Source organism: Pedobacter sp. AC163, from assembly GCF_979258665.1.
On record NZ_OZ409872.1, the window covers coordinates 4,699,696 to 4,715,574 of the forward strand.

At 38.5% G+C, this 15,879-nt stretch carries 11 protein-coding genes; 4 read left to right on the top strand and 7 right to left on the bottom strand.

Going from position 1 to position 15,879, the window contains the following annotated elements; genetic code table 11:
* Positions 1-65 precede the first annotated feature (65 nt).
* Entirely contained in the window at positions 66-3,605 is a 3,540-nt protein-coding gene (gene smc / locus ACZZZK_RS20255) for a chromosome segregation protein SMC (RefSeq protein ID WP_463485705.1), read from the bottom strand.
* 277 nt (positions 3,606-3,882) lie between these two features.
* Between smc and ACZZZK_RS20260 the strand changes: the two genes are divergently transcribed.
* Positions 3,883-5,028 (top strand): LGFP repeat-containing protein, encoded by a 1,146-nt coding sequence (locus ACZZZK_RS20260; RefSeq protein ID WP_463485706.1) that lies wholly within the window; start codon positions 3,883-3,885, stop codon positions 5,026-5,028.
* Positions 5,029-5,075: 47 nt separating this feature from the next.
* Here ACZZZK_RS20260 and ACZZZK_RS20265 read toward each other — a convergent pair whose 3' ends face one another.
* Positions 5,076-7,376: an ATP-dependent helicase gene (locus ACZZZK_RS20265; RefSeq protein ID WP_463486307.1), complete on the bottom strand. Its 2,301-nt coding sequence runs from the start codon at positions 7,374-7,376 to the stop codon at positions 5,076-5,078.
* 277 nt (positions 7,377-7,653) lie between these two features.
* On the opposite strand from ACZZZK_RS20265, the gene ACZZZK_RS20270 reads away from it, so the two are divergent.
* Positions 7,654-7,977 carry a DUF493 family protein gene (locus ACZZZK_RS20270; RefSeq protein ID WP_463485707.1) on the top strand — a complete coding sequence of 108 codons (324 nt, stop codon included), beginning with the start codon at positions 7,654-7,656 and terminating at the stop codon, positions 7,975-7,977.
* Between the two features lie 181 nt (positions 7,978-8,158).
* On the opposite strand, the gene ACZZZK_RS20275 is transcribed toward ACZZZK_RS20270, so the two are convergent.
* From ACZZZK_RS20275 to ACZZZK_RS20285, 3 genes are read right to left on the bottom strand one after another with little or no spacing between them, the layout of a single operon-like run.
* Positions 8,159-9,667, bottom strand: coding sequence for a PH domain-containing protein (locus ACZZZK_RS20275; RefSeq protein ID WP_463485708.1), 1,509 nt, complete (start codon positions 9,665-9,667; stop codon positions 8,159-8,161).
* Positions 9,660-10,217 carry a PH domain-containing protein gene (locus ACZZZK_RS20280; protein WP_463485709.1) on the bottom strand — a complete coding sequence of 186 codons (558 nt, stop codon included), beginning with the start codon at positions 10,215-10,217 and terminating at the stop codon, positions 9,660-9,662. Before ACZZZK_RS20280 ends, ACZZZK_RS20275 begins: the two co-directional genes overlap by 8 nt.
* A gap of 55 nt (positions 10,218-10,272) precedes the next feature.
* On the bottom strand, positions 10,273-11,247 hold the full coding sequence (locus tag ACZZZK_RS20285) for a GDSL-type esterase/lipase family protein (protein WP_463485710.1): 975 nt from the start codon (positions 11,245-11,247) through the stop codon (positions 10,273-10,275).
* 252 nt (positions 11,248-11,499) lie between these two features.
* On the opposite strand from ACZZZK_RS20285, the gene ACZZZK_RS20290 reads away from it, so the two are divergent.
* A complete protein-coding gene (locus ACZZZK_RS20290) occupies positions 11,500-12,870 on the top strand; it encodes a dipeptidase (RefSeq protein ID WP_463485711.1) in 1,371 nt (456 codons plus the stop codon).
* A gap of 205 nt (positions 12,871-13,075) precedes the next feature.
* Here ACZZZK_RS20290 and ACZZZK_RS20295 read toward each other — a convergent pair whose 3' ends face one another.
* Positions 13,076-13,246 (bottom strand): hypothetical protein, encoded by a 171-nt coding sequence (locus tag ACZZZK_RS20295; protein WP_463485712.1) that lies wholly within the window; start codon positions 13,244-13,246, stop codon positions 13,076-13,078.
* A gap of 21 nt (positions 13,247-13,267) precedes the next feature.
* Here ACZZZK_RS20295 and ACZZZK_RS20300 point away from each other — a divergent pair, with 21 nt between their 5' ends.
* Complete coding sequence (locus ACZZZK_RS20300) at positions 13,268-14,248, top strand: glycoside hydrolase family 43 protein (protein ID WP_463485713.1); 981 nt, start codon at positions 13,268-13,270, stop codon at positions 14,246-14,248.
* A gap of 335 nt (positions 14,249-14,583) precedes the next feature.
* Here the strand turns inward: ACZZZK_RS20300 and ACZZZK_RS20305 are convergent, their stop codons facing one another.
* Positions 14,584-15,837, bottom strand: coding sequence for an MFS transporter (locus ACZZZK_RS20305; protein ID WP_463485714.1), 1,254 nt, complete (start codon positions 15,835-15,837; stop codon positions 14,584-14,586).
* Between the last annotated feature and the right edge of the window lie 42 nt (positions 15,838-15,879).

Sequence of the window (15,879 nt, forward strand, 5' to 3'; positions counted from 1 at the left end):
TTTACCAATGTTACGGAAAGCATTTTTAGATATTAGTATTCTGCTTTAGCCGCTAAGCTCTCAGCTTAAGCTGCAACTTCTCTTAAATCAACCGCTACAACTCTAGAGACACCTTGTTCTACCATCGTAACGCCATAAATAATGTCGGTACTGGCAATAGTTCTTTTATTATGAGACACTATAATAAACTGTGATTGATCGGAAAATTTTCTAATAATATTGTTAAACTTATCGATGTTAGTATCATCCAAAGGGGCATCAACCTCATCAAATATACAGAACGGAGCTGGTTTCAGCAGATAAAGCGAGAACAGTAAAGCAGTGGCAGTAAGTGTTTTTTCACCTCCAGATAATTGGTTGATCGATAGCGGTCTTTTACCTTTAGGCCTCGCAACGATGTCGATATCTGCCTCTAAAGGATTGTTGACATCAGATAAGATCAAATCACAGCTGTCTTCCTCGTTAAAAAGAGACCGGAAAACCACAATGAAATGTTCCCGTGCCTGTGTAAAAGCCTGCATGAATTTTTCTTTTGCAGTATCATCAATCTCTTTTATCGTTTGCAAAAGGTCGGTTTTGGCTGCGTTAAGATCCTTTTTCTGATTTTGGATAAAAATGTAACGCTCTTCCATTTCCTTAAACGCTTCCATCGCCATGGAGTTAATGGCACCAAACTCATCCAGTTGGCGCTTCATTTTTTCTACTTTCTGACGAATCTCAAACTCACTTTCAGATGCTTCTACTTCGCTTTCGGTATCAAGAAGATCGTTAATGTCGATATTGAATTCTACTGCCAATCGCTCTTTTAGGGAGTTCAGGTCGATTTTAAGTGTATTTTTTTTATCCTTTATCTCGGTTAAAAGGAAATCCGTTTCCTCCCGGCTCTTGCGAATATTGGTCAGGTTATTCTCCAACTCATTAATATTGCCTTTGCCTTCAAAGTACTCTTTTTCAACATCAGCAAGACCTTTTTCCATTTCTTCACGCTGTTGATACATTTCCAAAAGCGTGTCATCGCTCAAATCGGTATGTTGTAAAGTTGCTGTAATTTGCGTTAAAGTGTCCTGAAGTTCTTTGTCGTTCTGGGCAATGCGCTTGTTCAAAGCTTCTTCCTGTACAAATCGGTAGTCTAAATCTTTCTCCAGGCTCGATAGTTTGTTTTGTTGTTGATGGAAGCGGATATTGTCCTGGTTATACTTACCAGCTGAGTCATTTACCTGGTCGGCCAGCTCCTGATAATTGATTTGTTGTTCCTGAAGATTCAAATGGTCTTGCTGCTGCTTTTTCTGTAAATTAACCAAGGCAGGCAATTTTTCCGATAGAGATTTCTCTATGGAAACGATTTTCTGGGCTATATCGGTTTTGCGATTTTCACTGGTTGTAATAAATTCCTGGTATTGATCGCGACGTGTTTGAACAGAAATTTGTTCGTTAATGAAACGATTCAACTCTTGTTGCAAAGCATTAATCTGGTTTACTTTTGATGCTTCTTTTAGATTAAAAATATTATCGGTTTCAGCGGTAATTGCTGTAGTGTACTGGTTAATCAGCGATTCTGAAGCTTTAATTTCCTTTGCTAAATTCTCCAGGTTTTTAGCACGACCGATTCTTTTACCCTCAAACAATCCTACTGAACCACCTGCCAAAGTGAACTTCGTCTGTGCATATTTTCCATTTTTTGCCAGAATGGTTGCGGTTTCGGTTGATTTGGTTCTGAAAAAATTTTCCTGCTCTTCAACAGCGATATATACATTTTGCAAAAGTAAGTTGCAGAGATGCTGGTACTTTTTATCTACCTCGATAACAGATAAGGCTGAAATTAAGCCTTCATGTGTGTTCAACGTTGGGTTTTTATCAGGGATATTTTCCAAAATGAAAAAATTCGCCCGCCCACGACTGGCATCCGTTAATAAGTTAATTGCCTGAACGGCATCAGAATAATGATCAACCACATAATGGTTCATTACCGGTTCCAGATAATTCTCAATAGCAATCCGGTAGTCTTCATTACAGAATAAAATATCCGATAGGAGCAAAGCACTTTTTGCAAAAGCATTGTTCTTTTTTAAGAAACGGATAGATTCTGGGAAGCCCTCCAAACTGTCTACAAGCGATTTTGTAAGGTTGTATTCATTCTGCTTGGCATCTTTCTTACGGTTTTCGGCGGTAAGTTTTTCCTTGTTAGTGCTTAAGTTAATTTCCGATTGAGCTAATTTTTCCTTTAAGATTTCTTCAGCCTCTTTTAGCTGTTTAATCTGGCTTTGCTTTTCCGTAACCTGAATATCCAATTCAGCCAAAGCATGATCAAAAGCTTTGAGTTCTGATGTTTTCGTTTCAGTATCATCAACATTTCTGTTGGTTTCCTGCACCAGGGCATCCTTTTGGATGTTTAAAATGTCTATCTCCTTTTGCGATTGATAAACCTGGTTTTGTAATTCATTAACGGATTTTATTAGGTTATCAACTCTGTTTTTTTCTGTCTGCTGTTGTTCGCGTAGCGTATCCAGAGAAGATTTTAGGAGCTTTAAGTCAGATTCTAGTTTGTTGAAAACTTCTGTTTCAGTTAAAACCTCTTCATTTAAACGCTTGATATTGTATTTGATGTGGTTAACTTGGTTTTTATCTTTCTCCAGCTCTCCCGATAAACGCGTTTCTTTTTCTTGCAAAAAACGCATTTGTTCATTTTTTACTTTCTTCTCGCTTTCGTAAGCACGAATTTTTGAAACCAGTTCGTTAGTTGCTTTTTGCTGAATGGAAAGGTTTTTTTCTTGATTTATACTGCCCAGTTTGAGCTTTTGCAGTTCAGCTTCATGAGTATCAATTTTGGTGCTGAGTTCAGTTCTTAGTACCTGCTGGTTTTGCTCCTGGCTCTCCAATGCATTTAAATCAGTACGGAAAAAGGCAATTCGATGGGTTGCCAATTGAACACTTAGCTCACGATATTGCTCCTTTAATTTATAATAGCGTTCGGCTTTGCGAGCTTGATTTTCGAGGGTTTTTAAGTTTTTTTCGATTTCAAAAAGCAAATCTTCCACACGCTCAAGGTCGGCTTCAGTGTCTTTTAATTTACTGAAAGTTTGTTTCTTGCGGAGTTTGTATTTCGATATTCCTGAGGCTTCCTCAAACAAAGATCGTCGGCTATGTTCTTTATTTGTGATAATTTCATCGACCATTTTAAGTTCGATAATGGAGTAACTATCAGAGCCAATTCCGGTGTCTAGAAATAGGTCGGTAATATCTTTCAAACGGCATTGAACATCATTCAAACGGTATTCGCTATCGCCATTCCGATAGAGTTTACGGGTTACTGTAACCTGAGAGTAAGCTGTTGGGAGAATGTTTTTGGTATTATCAAAGCTTAAGGAAACCTCTGCTAATTGGGCTTGTTTACGGTTTTTTGTGCCATTAAAGATGATGTTTTCCATCTTTTCAGAACGCAAGGCTTTTGTACTTTGCTCACCCAGCACCCATCTCATGGCATCAATTACATTCGATTTTCCGCAACCGTTCGGGCCAACAATCGCTGTAACACCTTCATTAAAATTGATGGTCACCTTGTCGCCAAAGCTTTTAAATCCTTTAATTTCTAATCGGGTGAGTTGCATGGTGTTTCAACGAGAGAACGGAATCCAATATTAAGGAAATTTTGGGGTTTTTCAAGTGTTTCTTGTCCACGAAATAAATAAATTACAACACATCAGCTAATTCTTAACACCAATATCAAATTCTTACTCATTGATACTGGCAATTCGCTAGCCAATAGCCGCGATTTGCTCATTTATCTGATTAACAGCTGTTTAATTTTACAACTTCGTATCAGCTTAATCGATTTAAGTGATGTAGTTAAAGAATTATTTACCTCTTATTTAAACTATAAATGTTATGTCAAAGTTATCATCATTAAAAGTTTCTGTAGAAGCTTTAAAAGATTACAAGTTTCCTAAGAAACTAGAAACCGCGGTAATCTCAAGTATTGAGTCGAAGTTAAAAAAGCGCTTCGATGAACTGGGTGGAAGTAAGTTTCTTGGTCAGCTTTTAAGGAAAGATGGGATTGCCTGGTACGGCGAATTGGCCTGTGTTTGTTACAATAGCAATACTAGATCTGTATTGGAAATCCATGGTGCCATTTACCAAAAGTGGGTTGCTTTAGGCGGCGTAAATTGGGGCATACCCAATACCGATGAATCTCCTTGCTGGGATGGAACAGGGCGATTCAATCACTTCAACGGCGATCAGGCCACCATTATGTGGTCGCCACAGACTGGAGCTCAAGCAATTTGGGGCGACATTCGCAGGAGATGGGCAGAATTGGGTTGGGAAAGATCGTATTTAGGTTATCCAACCTCTGATGAAAGTAACTTTCCGGATGGTGGAAGGGTTAATTCCTTTCAACACGGCGGTATTTACTGGTGGCCAGATACCGGTGCATTGGATTTAAATGATGTTGTGCTCCACTATACCGGCTTAATTTGTTTGAGAGAAACAGGCGAAACATCTGGCGCAGACGAGCCATATGTATTGATGGGAGTGGTCTCACCATTTTCTGGTGCCGCCTTTAGATCGCAAACCTATAGCAAAGTAGATTCTGATACATCAAGACCTGACTTGATTGAAATTTACAGAGGCAAACCCAATGGTTTGATTCTTGAAATCACGTTAATGGAGAATGATCATGGTGATCCAGAAAAATTTAGAAAGGAAATTCAGACCGCTATGACAGCAGCACATGGTTTAGGAACTGCCGCTTTGGGACTTATTCCTGTTGTTGGCGGTGCAATTGCAGCGGTGGTAGGCCCCTTGATTCAAAAATTTATTCCGGAGGTGGCGAAAGCGGTAAATAATTTATTTGGCTTTGGCGATGATAAGATTGGAAGCGAAAGGATTGTACTCACCGGTAAAGACCTTATCCTCCTGGCCAGACGAACCAACAATTCAAATTATAAAAATGTAGGTTACAAGTTTTCTACCAATAACCTTCGCGGCCACAATGCAAATTACAAAGTATATTTTGGTATAGTGCCGGCTTAAATGCGCTTGTACTGATATTGTGTAAGGCAGCTAAGCCTTATACAATATCAATTTTTCACAATCATCAGCTTTGCAAATTTCAATAACAACTGCTTGTTGCCCAAACCCTGGAAAAATACGGTTGCCTTAACATCAGGTAAATTTCCTTCCAGACTAATAATCTTTCCAAAGCCAAATTTTTCGTGTTCTACTTCCATGCCACCTTGAAATTCGTGTGGTTGTGAGGGGGCGAAACCAGGGGTTGGAACGTGTGCCTTTGCCAATAGCGAAGTTGTTTTCGGACGAGGAGGTGGGGCAGAAGTAGTGCTCGCAGGTTTTGGTTTGCTAAAGAAATCACGAGGTTGAGAAGTCCAGGTTTTGCGTTCATCATCAAAGTTGCCTTCAAAAACGTTGCTTTTAGCAGGTTTCACATCCAACTCTAAAAATCTGGGATTAATTTCGTTGATAAAACGGCTTGGTTCACAGTTAGTTAATGTTCCCCAACGGTAACGAGAAGTAGCGTAAGTTATGGTTAGCTTAATTTCAGCACGTGTAATGGCCACATAAAATAAACGGCGTTCTTCTTCCAAATCGGAACGGGAATTAACCGACATTTGCGATGGAAAAAGGTTCTCCTCCAGGCCGACAATAAATACGTTTTTAAACTCCAAACCTTTGGCAGAGTGAATCGTCATCAACGAAACCGTATCCTTGTTTTTGTCGCCGTCCTTATCATCATTGGTTAAAAGCGCTACATCCTGCATAAAAATATCCAGGCCTTTTTCTTCGATATCTTCACGCTCCGCAAACTCTTTTATACCATTTAATAACTCCTGAATGTTTTCGTATCTTGCCCTACCTTCAACGCTATCATCGGTATAAAGTTCCTTCAATATGCCTGCGTGTTGTGCAATAAACAAAGCTGAATCGTAAGCATCAAGCTTTTTAGCCTCTGCTTGAAAACTCTGAACCATCATCGAAAAGTCGTTCAGTTGGTTAGCCAATCGACCATCAACGTATTGATGCGCATTCGAAATTACATCCCACATGGTGATATTATTTTGATCGGCAGCTACGATGATTTTATCGATGGAAGTGTCTCCAATTCCACGTTTTGGATAATTGATTACCCTTTTAATGGCTTCTTCATCCTTCGGATTAAAAGTTAAACGGAAGTAAGCAATTAAATCCTTAATCTCTTTCCTTTGATAGAAAGAAGTACCACCATATATTTTATAAGGAACATTCAGCTTGCGTAGGCCTTCCTCCATTGCTCTGCTTTGCGCATTGGTACGGTATAGAATGGCAAAATCGTGGTATTGGTAACCTTTCAAACCGCGTTCCTGAATAATTGATTCGGCTACCAATTTACCCTCTTCATTATCAGTAAAAGCACGGGAAACCTTGATTCTATCGCCCTCTACATTTTCTGAGAAAACATTTTTTTCCAACTGATTTTTGTTGTTGGCGATAATGCTACTGGCGGCATCAACGATATTTTGGGTAGAGCGGTAGTTTTGCTCCAGTTTATAAACCTTCAAATCAGGGTAATCGCGTTCGAAGTTTAAGATGTTTTGAATATTGGCTCCACGAAAGGCGTAGATACTTTGTGCATCATCACCAACCACGCAAATGTTCTGGTAAGCAGCGGCCAGTTTTTTCACAATGGTATATTGCGAAAAGTTGGTATCCTGGTACTCATCCACCATTAAATACCTAAATTTCTGTTGATATTTATTCAACACCTCAGGGTGTTCTTTTAGCAGAATATTGGTTTTAAACAGTAAATCGTCAAAATCCATGGCACCAGCCCTGAAACAACGTTTGGCATATTGCTCATAAATCTGGCCAATTAAAGGACGCTTGTTTTGAATGTCTTCTGCCTGAATCTGATCGTTTGACTGATATTCACCCCAGGAAATAAGATTATTTTTTGCCGAAGAGATACGTCCAAAAACAAAGTTTGCGGCGTATAACTTATCGTCTAACTGCATTTCCTTTAAAATGGCACGGATAACACTCTTACTATCATCGGTATCGTAAATGGTAAAGTTGTTTGGATAGCCAATTTTCTCTGCCTCTACCCGTAAAATCTTCGCGAAAACAGAGTGAAAAGTACCCATCCAAATGTTTTTAGCCTCAGCACCAACCACTTTCGAAATACGCTCACGCATATCTTTACTCGCTTTGTTGGTAAAGGTTAAAACCAGAATATTAAAAGGGTCGGTTCCTGTTTGAATGAGGTGCGCAACGCGATAAGTAATTACACGGGTTTTGCCCGAACCAGCACCTGCAACAATCATTACCGGTCCTTTTGTATTCTCTACTGCTGCTCTTTGTTGTGGGTTTAATCCTTCTAAATAGTCCAAATCGGCTCCTGTTTTTTTGAGGTTCAAAAATAACAATTCAAAAGTTTTTTATTGAATTTGTGGAGAAATAGAGGCCCGTTTTTTTTGAAAAGGAAAAGTCGGGTATAATATAAACTTCCCAATGGTGATCACTAATCAAATCACGAATAGGATAACTGCAATCTATGTTGAAGGTAATCTCACTGGCTAAACTAGTTCGTAAATTAACAATCACTGATTTTTTTCTGCCAAAATTTCACCTTATCCATTTGGGAATAAAATTTGATATGTCGTAGTTATGGAAGAGAAAAAAATAAACAAGGACATAGAATTCACTAATATCCCAGAGGGAAACAGTACAGATATTTACGCTAACTTAAAAGAGAAGCTGGAAAGTGTAGAAAAGTTTCCAGGCATCTACAACTTCAAATTTATCTTGACGGGCGGTGTAGAGAAAATCGAAGATCTTCGTGCTGTTTTGCCAAATGATGAATTTTTAGAACAACCTTCTAAAACAGGCAAATATGTTTCGATAACAGTAAAGAAACAAATGCAAAGTGCTGATGAAGTAATTGCGATTTATAAACAGACAGCAAATATTAAAGGTATAATGACGCTATAATTTATCCCGCAGATCAAAGATGGTTTTGGTAAAAAAACTGCGAAAATCTGTGTTATCTGCGGGAAAAATTTGCCACCTATTTCAGTATTTTGAATCTTTTTAGACCTGCAGACTAAAGATGATTTCTGCAAAAAAAAAATAGGGTTAACCTAAATGATCTGTTGCAACAAGCTCTAAACTATTACATCCAATTTTCATTACCACTCTCCACCTGGTAAAGCCAATAGTTCACTAAAGTTTTGATCTCGCTGTAATTCCCATATTTGAAATGAATTTGTCCAGCTGCAGTATGTAGGCACAAATGTCCCACATCTACGCTTTTGTGCCATGGATATTGTGAAGCCGTTATTGCCTGGATTTTGTGTGGAACGATCACTTCATTTGAAACATCCCAAATTCCACTTTTCTTGATAATAAACTGCTGATTTACGGAGATACGGTGCCTTCGGTAACTGATGTAAATCATCAGAATTCCGACAATGAAATAGGCTGCTGCGAAGCCCAGAAAGGGTTTCACTTCTGGAACATTTAAAGCAACAATCGTAAAGATCGTCACTGGCAAAATCAGTTTAAAGAAAATAGGCAAATTCAAAAAGCGCCAATCGGGAACGAAAGTTTTCCCTATAATTGGGACCTGTCCAAGTATCATCTTCAATAGTTCATCCCTTTCGAAAGTGTCACATCCTACAATTTCAAGCGTATTGCCCTGCATTTCTTTACCCTTTTTACTTTCGCCAAAGTGTGCTTGCTTTAAACTGATGTTGAGGAGATTAAGTTTCTTTTGAAAGTAGTTTTGGCTATGTTTCGTAATCTGAACTTTGGTAGGGTTAATTAAGGTATTTTTTTTCGCAATCAGGCCAGACGATAATAGCAGGGAGTTTTTATGCTGACTTACCTCCAGTTGGAAATACCTGTAAAAAGTTCTGATAAGGTTGATTGACAATAGCACAATCAAAAAAATAACCACAATTACGGCAACAGAAAATAAGGTGGCTAAACCTAAAACAGTGCTTTGCACAGCTCCTTTATCGAGGCCGAAAATGTCCATAATATGCCTTGCTTCCTGAACGGTGTACATGAAGAATACGAGGATTACGGTTAAACTTTGCCCATAATTTGAGGTTAGCCCAACCTTAAACAGTGTCCAGGTACTTACTCTCAAAAAAGGAACCTCATCGATTATTGGTAGCTCATCTGTTAATATATTGGCGTGTTCGGTAGCTTCAGTTTTGCCTTTTAATAAATGCTCCTTTAAATTATAAGCAGAAACCTCGTCAATGGCTTTGATACTTACTTCTTCTCCACTTGCCCCGGCGGTATCTATTTTGAGGCCATAAACGCCAATCATTTTCTGTAAGATATTTTGGTTTATATTAACCTGCTGAATCTTGTCTAACTGAATAATTACCTGATCGCGATTTAAGATACCCTTGTTAACTACGAATTCCTGCTTTTCCTTATCTAGAAAAAAAGTAAAGTTTAGATACCATAAATAAGAAAAAACTACACAAAGCAAAATAATTACACCAACACCAAGAAGTACATATGCGGTGTAGGCTGCACTCATTTTTACAAAGGCATAAATAACCAGGAAAAATGTTGCCTTACCAATTTTAAACGCAGTATGGGCTGCCATTACGATTATTCCGAAAGCAGACTCTCGTTGGGGCTTACTGAAATCGCTATTCATTAACTTTCAGTTTAGTTTCAATTTCAGGTGTCTCAAGCAATTCGAGTTTATTCAATAGCAAATCTCTTATGCTCTTTGCTTCATCAATTGGTATGCCCGCAATATGGAGGTGACCTGTTTGGCCACCTGCAGTAAAAATTTGCAGCGAACCCAAATTAAACATTCTCGAAAAAAAACCTTCATTCAGTTCGATATGCTGAATTCTATTTAGCGGCACAATCGTAGTTGATTCGGCAATGATGCCACTCTTGTAAATTACATCCTTGGTTCTGATGGCATATCCACGTTTCTTAAAACTAACATAGAAAAGCAAAACGGTAACAATGGCAACTACTACATAAATGCTAACGATGATTGATGCATGTGGCTGTATTTTCTCATTGAAAAAAATCAGTAAAGCAGCAGTAATGCCAATAACTAGAAAAGTGATGATTAAATTAATGCAAATGATTTTCCAATAATTGGAGTGGGGTTTTTTCAGAGAAATTTCTTCGTATTTTGGTAACGAATTAATATCAATTGCTTCGTTTGTAAAAGTGTCAGTAGGCATTTTTAAAGATATAAAACTAATTAATCTGTTTTAAGACTAAAGCAGTAATCTTTTGTTACCTCGCAACAATAAACTTTTTTGCAGCATTGTACTGCCCTGAATCGGAAGTGAGTTTGAAGAAATAGATCCCCGGGACAAAAGTAGAGGTATTTATTTCCAGAGTATGCTTACCAGTATTAATATATTCGTTCAAAACAGTTTTTACCAATCTGCCCATCATATCATAAACCTGTATGGTAAGTTTATCTGTTTCTGGCAAAACCACATCAAGGTAAGTTTGTGTTCCGGCTGGATTTGGATAGTTCTGTGAAACCACAAACATTAAAAACTTATCAAAAATCGCTTTGTTAATGGCATCGAAAATAACATAGCTGATTAATCTATAACCTCTGGCGTTTGGATGAAAAGCATCTTGATACAAGGTGAAATCTCTCCGCATCGCTGCATTCACATCTGCTAAATATATTTTATATTCAATGGCCAAACGCCTATAAACAACATTTAAAGCCCTGATGTTTACGTTTGCCTGAGCCAACGGAGTGCTGTTTCTATCGTCTACATTTTGTAGTGTACAAAGAATTGGAACCAGGTTTTGCTTTAAACTGATGCTAATCAAAGAACGCATGTTGGCCTCCGTTTCGGCCACGCTTCCTTTACCGTTAACCATTGCCAACGCATCATTAATGCCCATCGAAATTACAATAAAACCTGTGCGGTCTTTTATCGCATTATCTATTCGTAACAAGCCTTGAAAAGTAGTTTGGCCGCCAATACCATGGTTAGTAATGTCAACAACTTTGTTTTGATAGCAATTCAAAAAGTTGTTTCTCAGCATAGTTTGAAAACCAGCTCCATTAACTCCTTCAACTGTACTTGCACCAAAAGTTACAATATTAATACTGTCTCTAGCGTAAAACTGAGCTGCTTCAGGGCAACTTACCCGAGGTGGGCTTGTTGTTTGCGTAAAACCAGAAATGGTGATGGAAAATAGCAATACTAAAAAAGTACTGAACTTTATGCTAATTTTCATTGTGAAGAATCATTTCTTGGCTTTTTGGATAATTTTAAAAGTGCAATTTACGAAAAAATGGTTTAAAAAATATTTCGTAAGGTTGAATTTTATTTAAAAACAACAATTACTTAACAAACTAAGTGTCTTGTCAAATTTAAGTGATATCAACCAATTTCTTCCTCAAAAAACACACGTTATAAAAGTAAAATACAAACGATAAATCAAGGGCTTTTATGGTAAAATCATATATTTGCTCAAATTCATTTTGTTATGCAAGAGATTAAAAATTACGTAGAAACGCACAAACAACGCTTTTTAGACGAGTTGTTCGAACTATTGCGTTTTCCATCAGTGAGTGCCGACCCAAAATATAAAGCTGATGTTTTAAAAACAGCTGACTATGTGGCGCAAAAACTAAAAGATGCCGGTGCAGATCACGTTGAAATATGTCCAACAGCTGGTTATCCAATTGTTTACGGTGAAAAAATAATAGACAGTGCTTTACCAACTGTTTTAATTTATGGTCACTACGATGTGCAACCTGCAGATCCCCTGGAATTATGGCACACACCGCCGTTTGAGCCGACCGTACGCGATGGAAAAATCTACGCTCGTGGTGCTTGTGATGATAAGGGACAGTTTTACATGCATGTGAAGGCGTTCGAATTGATGATGCAAACCAATACTTTGGCTTGTAACGTTAAGTTTATGATAGAAGGCGAGGAGGAAGTTGGTTCTGCAAATCTTGGCATTTTTGTGAAAGACAATGCAGAACGTTTGAAAGCCGATGTGGTTTTAATTTCTGATACTTCGATGATCAGCATGGAGCATCCTTCAATAGAAACGGGCTTACGCGGCCTGGCTTATATGGAAGTGGAAGTTGTTGGTCCGAACCGCGATTTACATTCGGGTGTTTATGGCGGTGCAGTAGCTAACCCGGCTACAATATTGTGCAAAATGATTGCTTCTCTACACGATGAAAATAACCACATTACCATTCCTGCATTTTACGATAAAGTGGTTGAATTGAGTGATGAAGAGAAGAAAGCTTTAAATGCTGCTCCTTATGATGAAACTGAATATAAGCAAGATTTAGCGATTGATGAGGTTTGGGGCGAAAAAGGTTACTCTACTTTAGAGCGTACAGGAACCCGCCCGACTTTGGAGGTTAATGGAATTTGGAGTGGTTATATTGGTGAAGGCGCTAAAACCGTTTTACCAAGCAAAGCGAATGCGAAAATTTCGATGCGTTTGGTACCAAATCAAAGTTCTGAGGAAATCTCAGAAATTTTTACCAAACATTTTGAAAGCATTGCCCCTAAAAATGTAAAGGTAAAAGTAACGCCTCATCACGGTGGCGAACCGGTGGTTACGCCAACCGATAGCATTGCCTATCAGGCTGCCGAAAAAGCGATTGAAGATAGCTTCGGTAAAAAAGCCATTCCAACACGTGGAGGAGGAAGTATTCCAATCGTAGCCTTATTCGAAGATGTTTTGGGTATAAAATCTGTGCTTTTTGGCTTTGGATTAGATAGCGATGCCTTGCATTCACCAAACGAGAAATACGACATTTACAATTACTATAAAGGAATTGAAACTTTGCCTTTGTTCCATAAATATTTTGCAGAACTAAGTAAATAAGTCGTTTTTTATAATTCTAAGTTAAAATCCCTGTTTGTTTGTTCAGACAGGGATTTTTTTTGAAAATGAAAGGCAGATTTTCATTGGTACTGTAGTCCTGCCATTGCTTATAGTCCTCATTTAGCTGCGCTTCATTCCGGGCTATTTAGCGCTGTCAGGTTTATAGTTAACGGTTTTAATTTCATAGCACCACCATAATGGCCGCCTAAACCCGATCAAAGTGGATGCTCCCGATTTGAGCATCTGCATTTATTTTTTTTTGAATGCTTGCCTGTTGCACAGGTTTCATCGGAGCAGAAACGGGAGCGGGGCTGAAGAAACCGATGGTAACGAGATCTTTGCTTTTCCCAAAATCATATTCAATTTTATAATTCATATTTTTTCATAAATTGTGCACATGAAATACATATTCTCATCTCTTTTACTTTTAGCAGGACTTAGTTCTTTTGCTCAAAGTACTAAAACGATTAATCAATCAGGAAATCCCATATTTCAAGGTTGGTATGCAGATCCGGAAGCGGCGATTTTCAACAACAAATATTGGGTTTATCCCACCTATTCGGCAAGGTATAAAGAGCAGGTTTTTCTGGATGCTTTCTCCTCTGATGACTTGGTTACATGGAAAAAACATCCCCGTGTTTTAGATACTGCTGCGGTGAAGTGGGCGAATAAAGCGATGTGGGCCCCGGCGATTGTTCAAAAAGATAAAAAGTATTACTTGTTCTTCGGAGCAAACGACATTCAAAGCGACAACGAAGTAGGTGGAATTGGAGTTGCCGTTGCTGATAAGCCTGAAGGGCCATACAAAGATCATTTAGGAAAGCCTTTGGTTGATAAATTTCATAATGGTGCACAGCCCATTGATCAATTCGTTTTTAAAGATAAGGATGGTCAGTACTATTTAATTTACGGAGGTTGGAAGCATTGTAACATTGCCAAGTTGAACAAAGATTTTACCGGTTTTGTCCCGTTTGAAGATGGAACTACTTTCAAAGAAATTACCCCGGAAAACTATGTTGAAGGTCCTTACATGTTTATTAAAGATGGGAAATATTACTTTATGTGGAGCGAAGGCGGCTGGACTGGCCCGGATTATTCTGTAGCCTATGCCATTGCAGATTCGCCGTTTGGTCCGTTTAAAAGGGTTGATAAAATTTTGAAGCAAGACCCGGAAGTGGCAAGAGGGGCGGGGCACCACTCCTTATTGATTAACGAGAAAAAAGGTACTTATCACATTGTTTATCACCGCAGGCCATTAAGTGAAACGGATGGTAACCATCGGGTTACCTGCATTGATGAAATGAAATTTGATGCCGATGGAAAGATCCTACCTGTAAAAATCACAAATGAAGGCGTAAAAGCACAAAAGGTGAAGTAGATTTTCAAATAACAAAACGGCGATTTGATAGTCGACCTTTACCCAGATATTGTATAAAAAGTTCAAAGCGGAGCAAATTTAAATCCCGCTTTGAACTTTTTTTAGTTATAGGTTCCTTGTTACAGGCTATAAATTAGAAGTACAAGATGGTAGGTAATGATGGTAAGTTTAATAACTAGCCAATGCCGTTTAAAATAGGAAGTTCCTACTCAACTTTGAACCCTGAACTTTCATCCATGAACTTTGAACTTTAAACTCTCAACCTTGAAATTTCAACTTTTAACCTTGAACTTTCAACTTTCAACATTCAACTTTCAACCTTAAACTTTCAACGTTCAACCTTGAACTTTCAACTCTGAACCCTCAACTCCCAACTCCAAACTTTCAGTCTTCACCTTTCCAAGCCTGTTAAATCCCCAGGCGCAGCACAATAACATGCAGGCAAGGCCGAACCAAAGCCAGTTGTAGCCCATGTTTTTAGCAATAAAAAAACCAGCCAAAGGGCCGATTACCTGAGCGCAAGACCAGCTTAAGGTATAACCAGCAGCATATAAGCCTCTATTATGCTCGTTACTTCGGCTAATAACGATTGTGTTGATAAAAGGAAGCGAGAACATTTCCCCGCCGGTAAATATTATGATTACCAAAACTGCCCCAACCAAATGGAAGCCAATTGGTGCGCTAAGCATTAGGTAAGAGACTGCGAAGAAAATCGCTCCGATGATGATAAAGAACATTGGCGGTCGTTTAGCCTCGATTTTATTGATCATAATCATCTCAAACAAAGCGATTACTGCTCCATTTATTCCAATAATAATCCCAATGGCAAACTCATCAATGTGCCATTGTTCTTTAAAGAAAACCGGAACTACCCTAAACATCAGGAAAGCACAGGTAATAAATATGGTGGTTAATAAGATGAATTTCACATAAAATATATCTTTCCAGGGTTTCATAATTACCATATTCAAGGCATTCTCTTTAGCCTTTTTTATGAATCCTTTTACCTGTGGAAGGAAAGATAAAATGAGCAAACCTACGATGATACTTACACCACCTTCAACGATAAAAAGTAATTTATAATTGAATGAGGCAATGATGCCAGCTAAACTGATGCCAACCGACCAGCCAATATTTACTGCCAACCTGTTTAATGAATAAGACCTCGTGATGGTTCCTGCGGTGGCATAATGTGCAACCGCCGTAAAATTCGCCGGTCGAAAGGCTTCCGAAAAAAAGCTGATCACCACTGCCAGTATACACAAGCTAGTAAAATGTGTAATGGTGGAAAATAAAATGAATAAAATGCCACCGATAATAGAGGAAAGGATTTGTACTGGGCGAAAACCGATCATATCCGTTAATTTTCCGCCAGTCGCCGAACCCAGGATGGAACCCACGCCGAATAACGTGATAATTAGGCCGGCATCCATTTCGGAGCGGTGCAAACTTTGCGTAACATATAAACCCATAAATGGAACGGCCATACTTCCGCATCTGTTAAACATCATCACAATGCTTAGAAGCCAGGTTTCTCGGCTTAATCCGCTGAAAGACGTTTTATAGGTGTTGAGTATGAGCTTGAACATGATTTATCTGGTGCGCAAAAGTAATGAACTTTTTGTTTAACT

Excerpts from the sequence above, each read along its gene's own strand:
- ACZZZK_RS20275 (WP_463485708.1), bottom strand. The coding sequence starts at position 9,667 with ATGAATAGCGATTTCAGTAAGCCCCAACGAGAGTCTGCTTTCGGAATA.
- ACZZZK_RS20280 (WP_463485709.1), bottom strand. The coding sequence starts at position 10,217 with ATGCCTACTGACACTTTTACAAACGAAGCAATTGATATTAATTCGTTA.
- ACZZZK_RS20260 (WP_463485706.1), top strand. The coding sequence starts at position 3,883 with ATGTCAAAGTTATCATCATTAAAAGTTTCTGTAGAAGCTTTAAAAGAT.
- ACZZZK_RS20305 (WP_463485714.1), bottom strand. The coding sequence starts at position 15,837 with ATGTTCAAGCTCATACTCAACACCTATAAAACGTCTTTCAGCGGATTA.
- smc (WP_463485705.1), bottom strand. The coding sequence starts at position 3,605 with ATGCAACTCACCCGATTAGAAATTAAAGGATTTAAAAGCTTTGGCGAC.
- ACZZZK_RS20270 (WP_463485707.1), top strand. The coding sequence starts at position 7,654 with ATGGAAGAGAAAAAAATAAACAAGGACATAGAATTCACTAATATCCCA.
- ACZZZK_RS20295 (WP_463485712.1), bottom strand. The coding sequence starts at position 13,246 with ATGAATTATAAAATTGAATATGATTTTGGGAAAAGCAAAGATCTCGTT.
- ACZZZK_RS20300 (WP_463485713.1), top strand. The coding sequence starts at position 13,268 with ATGAAATACATATTCTCATCTCTTTTACTTTTAGCAGGACTTAGTTCT.
- ACZZZK_RS20290 (WP_463485711.1), top strand. The coding sequence starts at position 11,500 with ATGCAAGAGATTAAAAATTACGTAGAAACGCACAAACAACGCTTTTTA.
- ACZZZK_RS20285 (WP_463485710.1), bottom strand. The coding sequence starts at position 11,247 with ATGAAAATTAGCATAAAGTTCAGTACTTTTTTAGTATTGCTATTTTCC.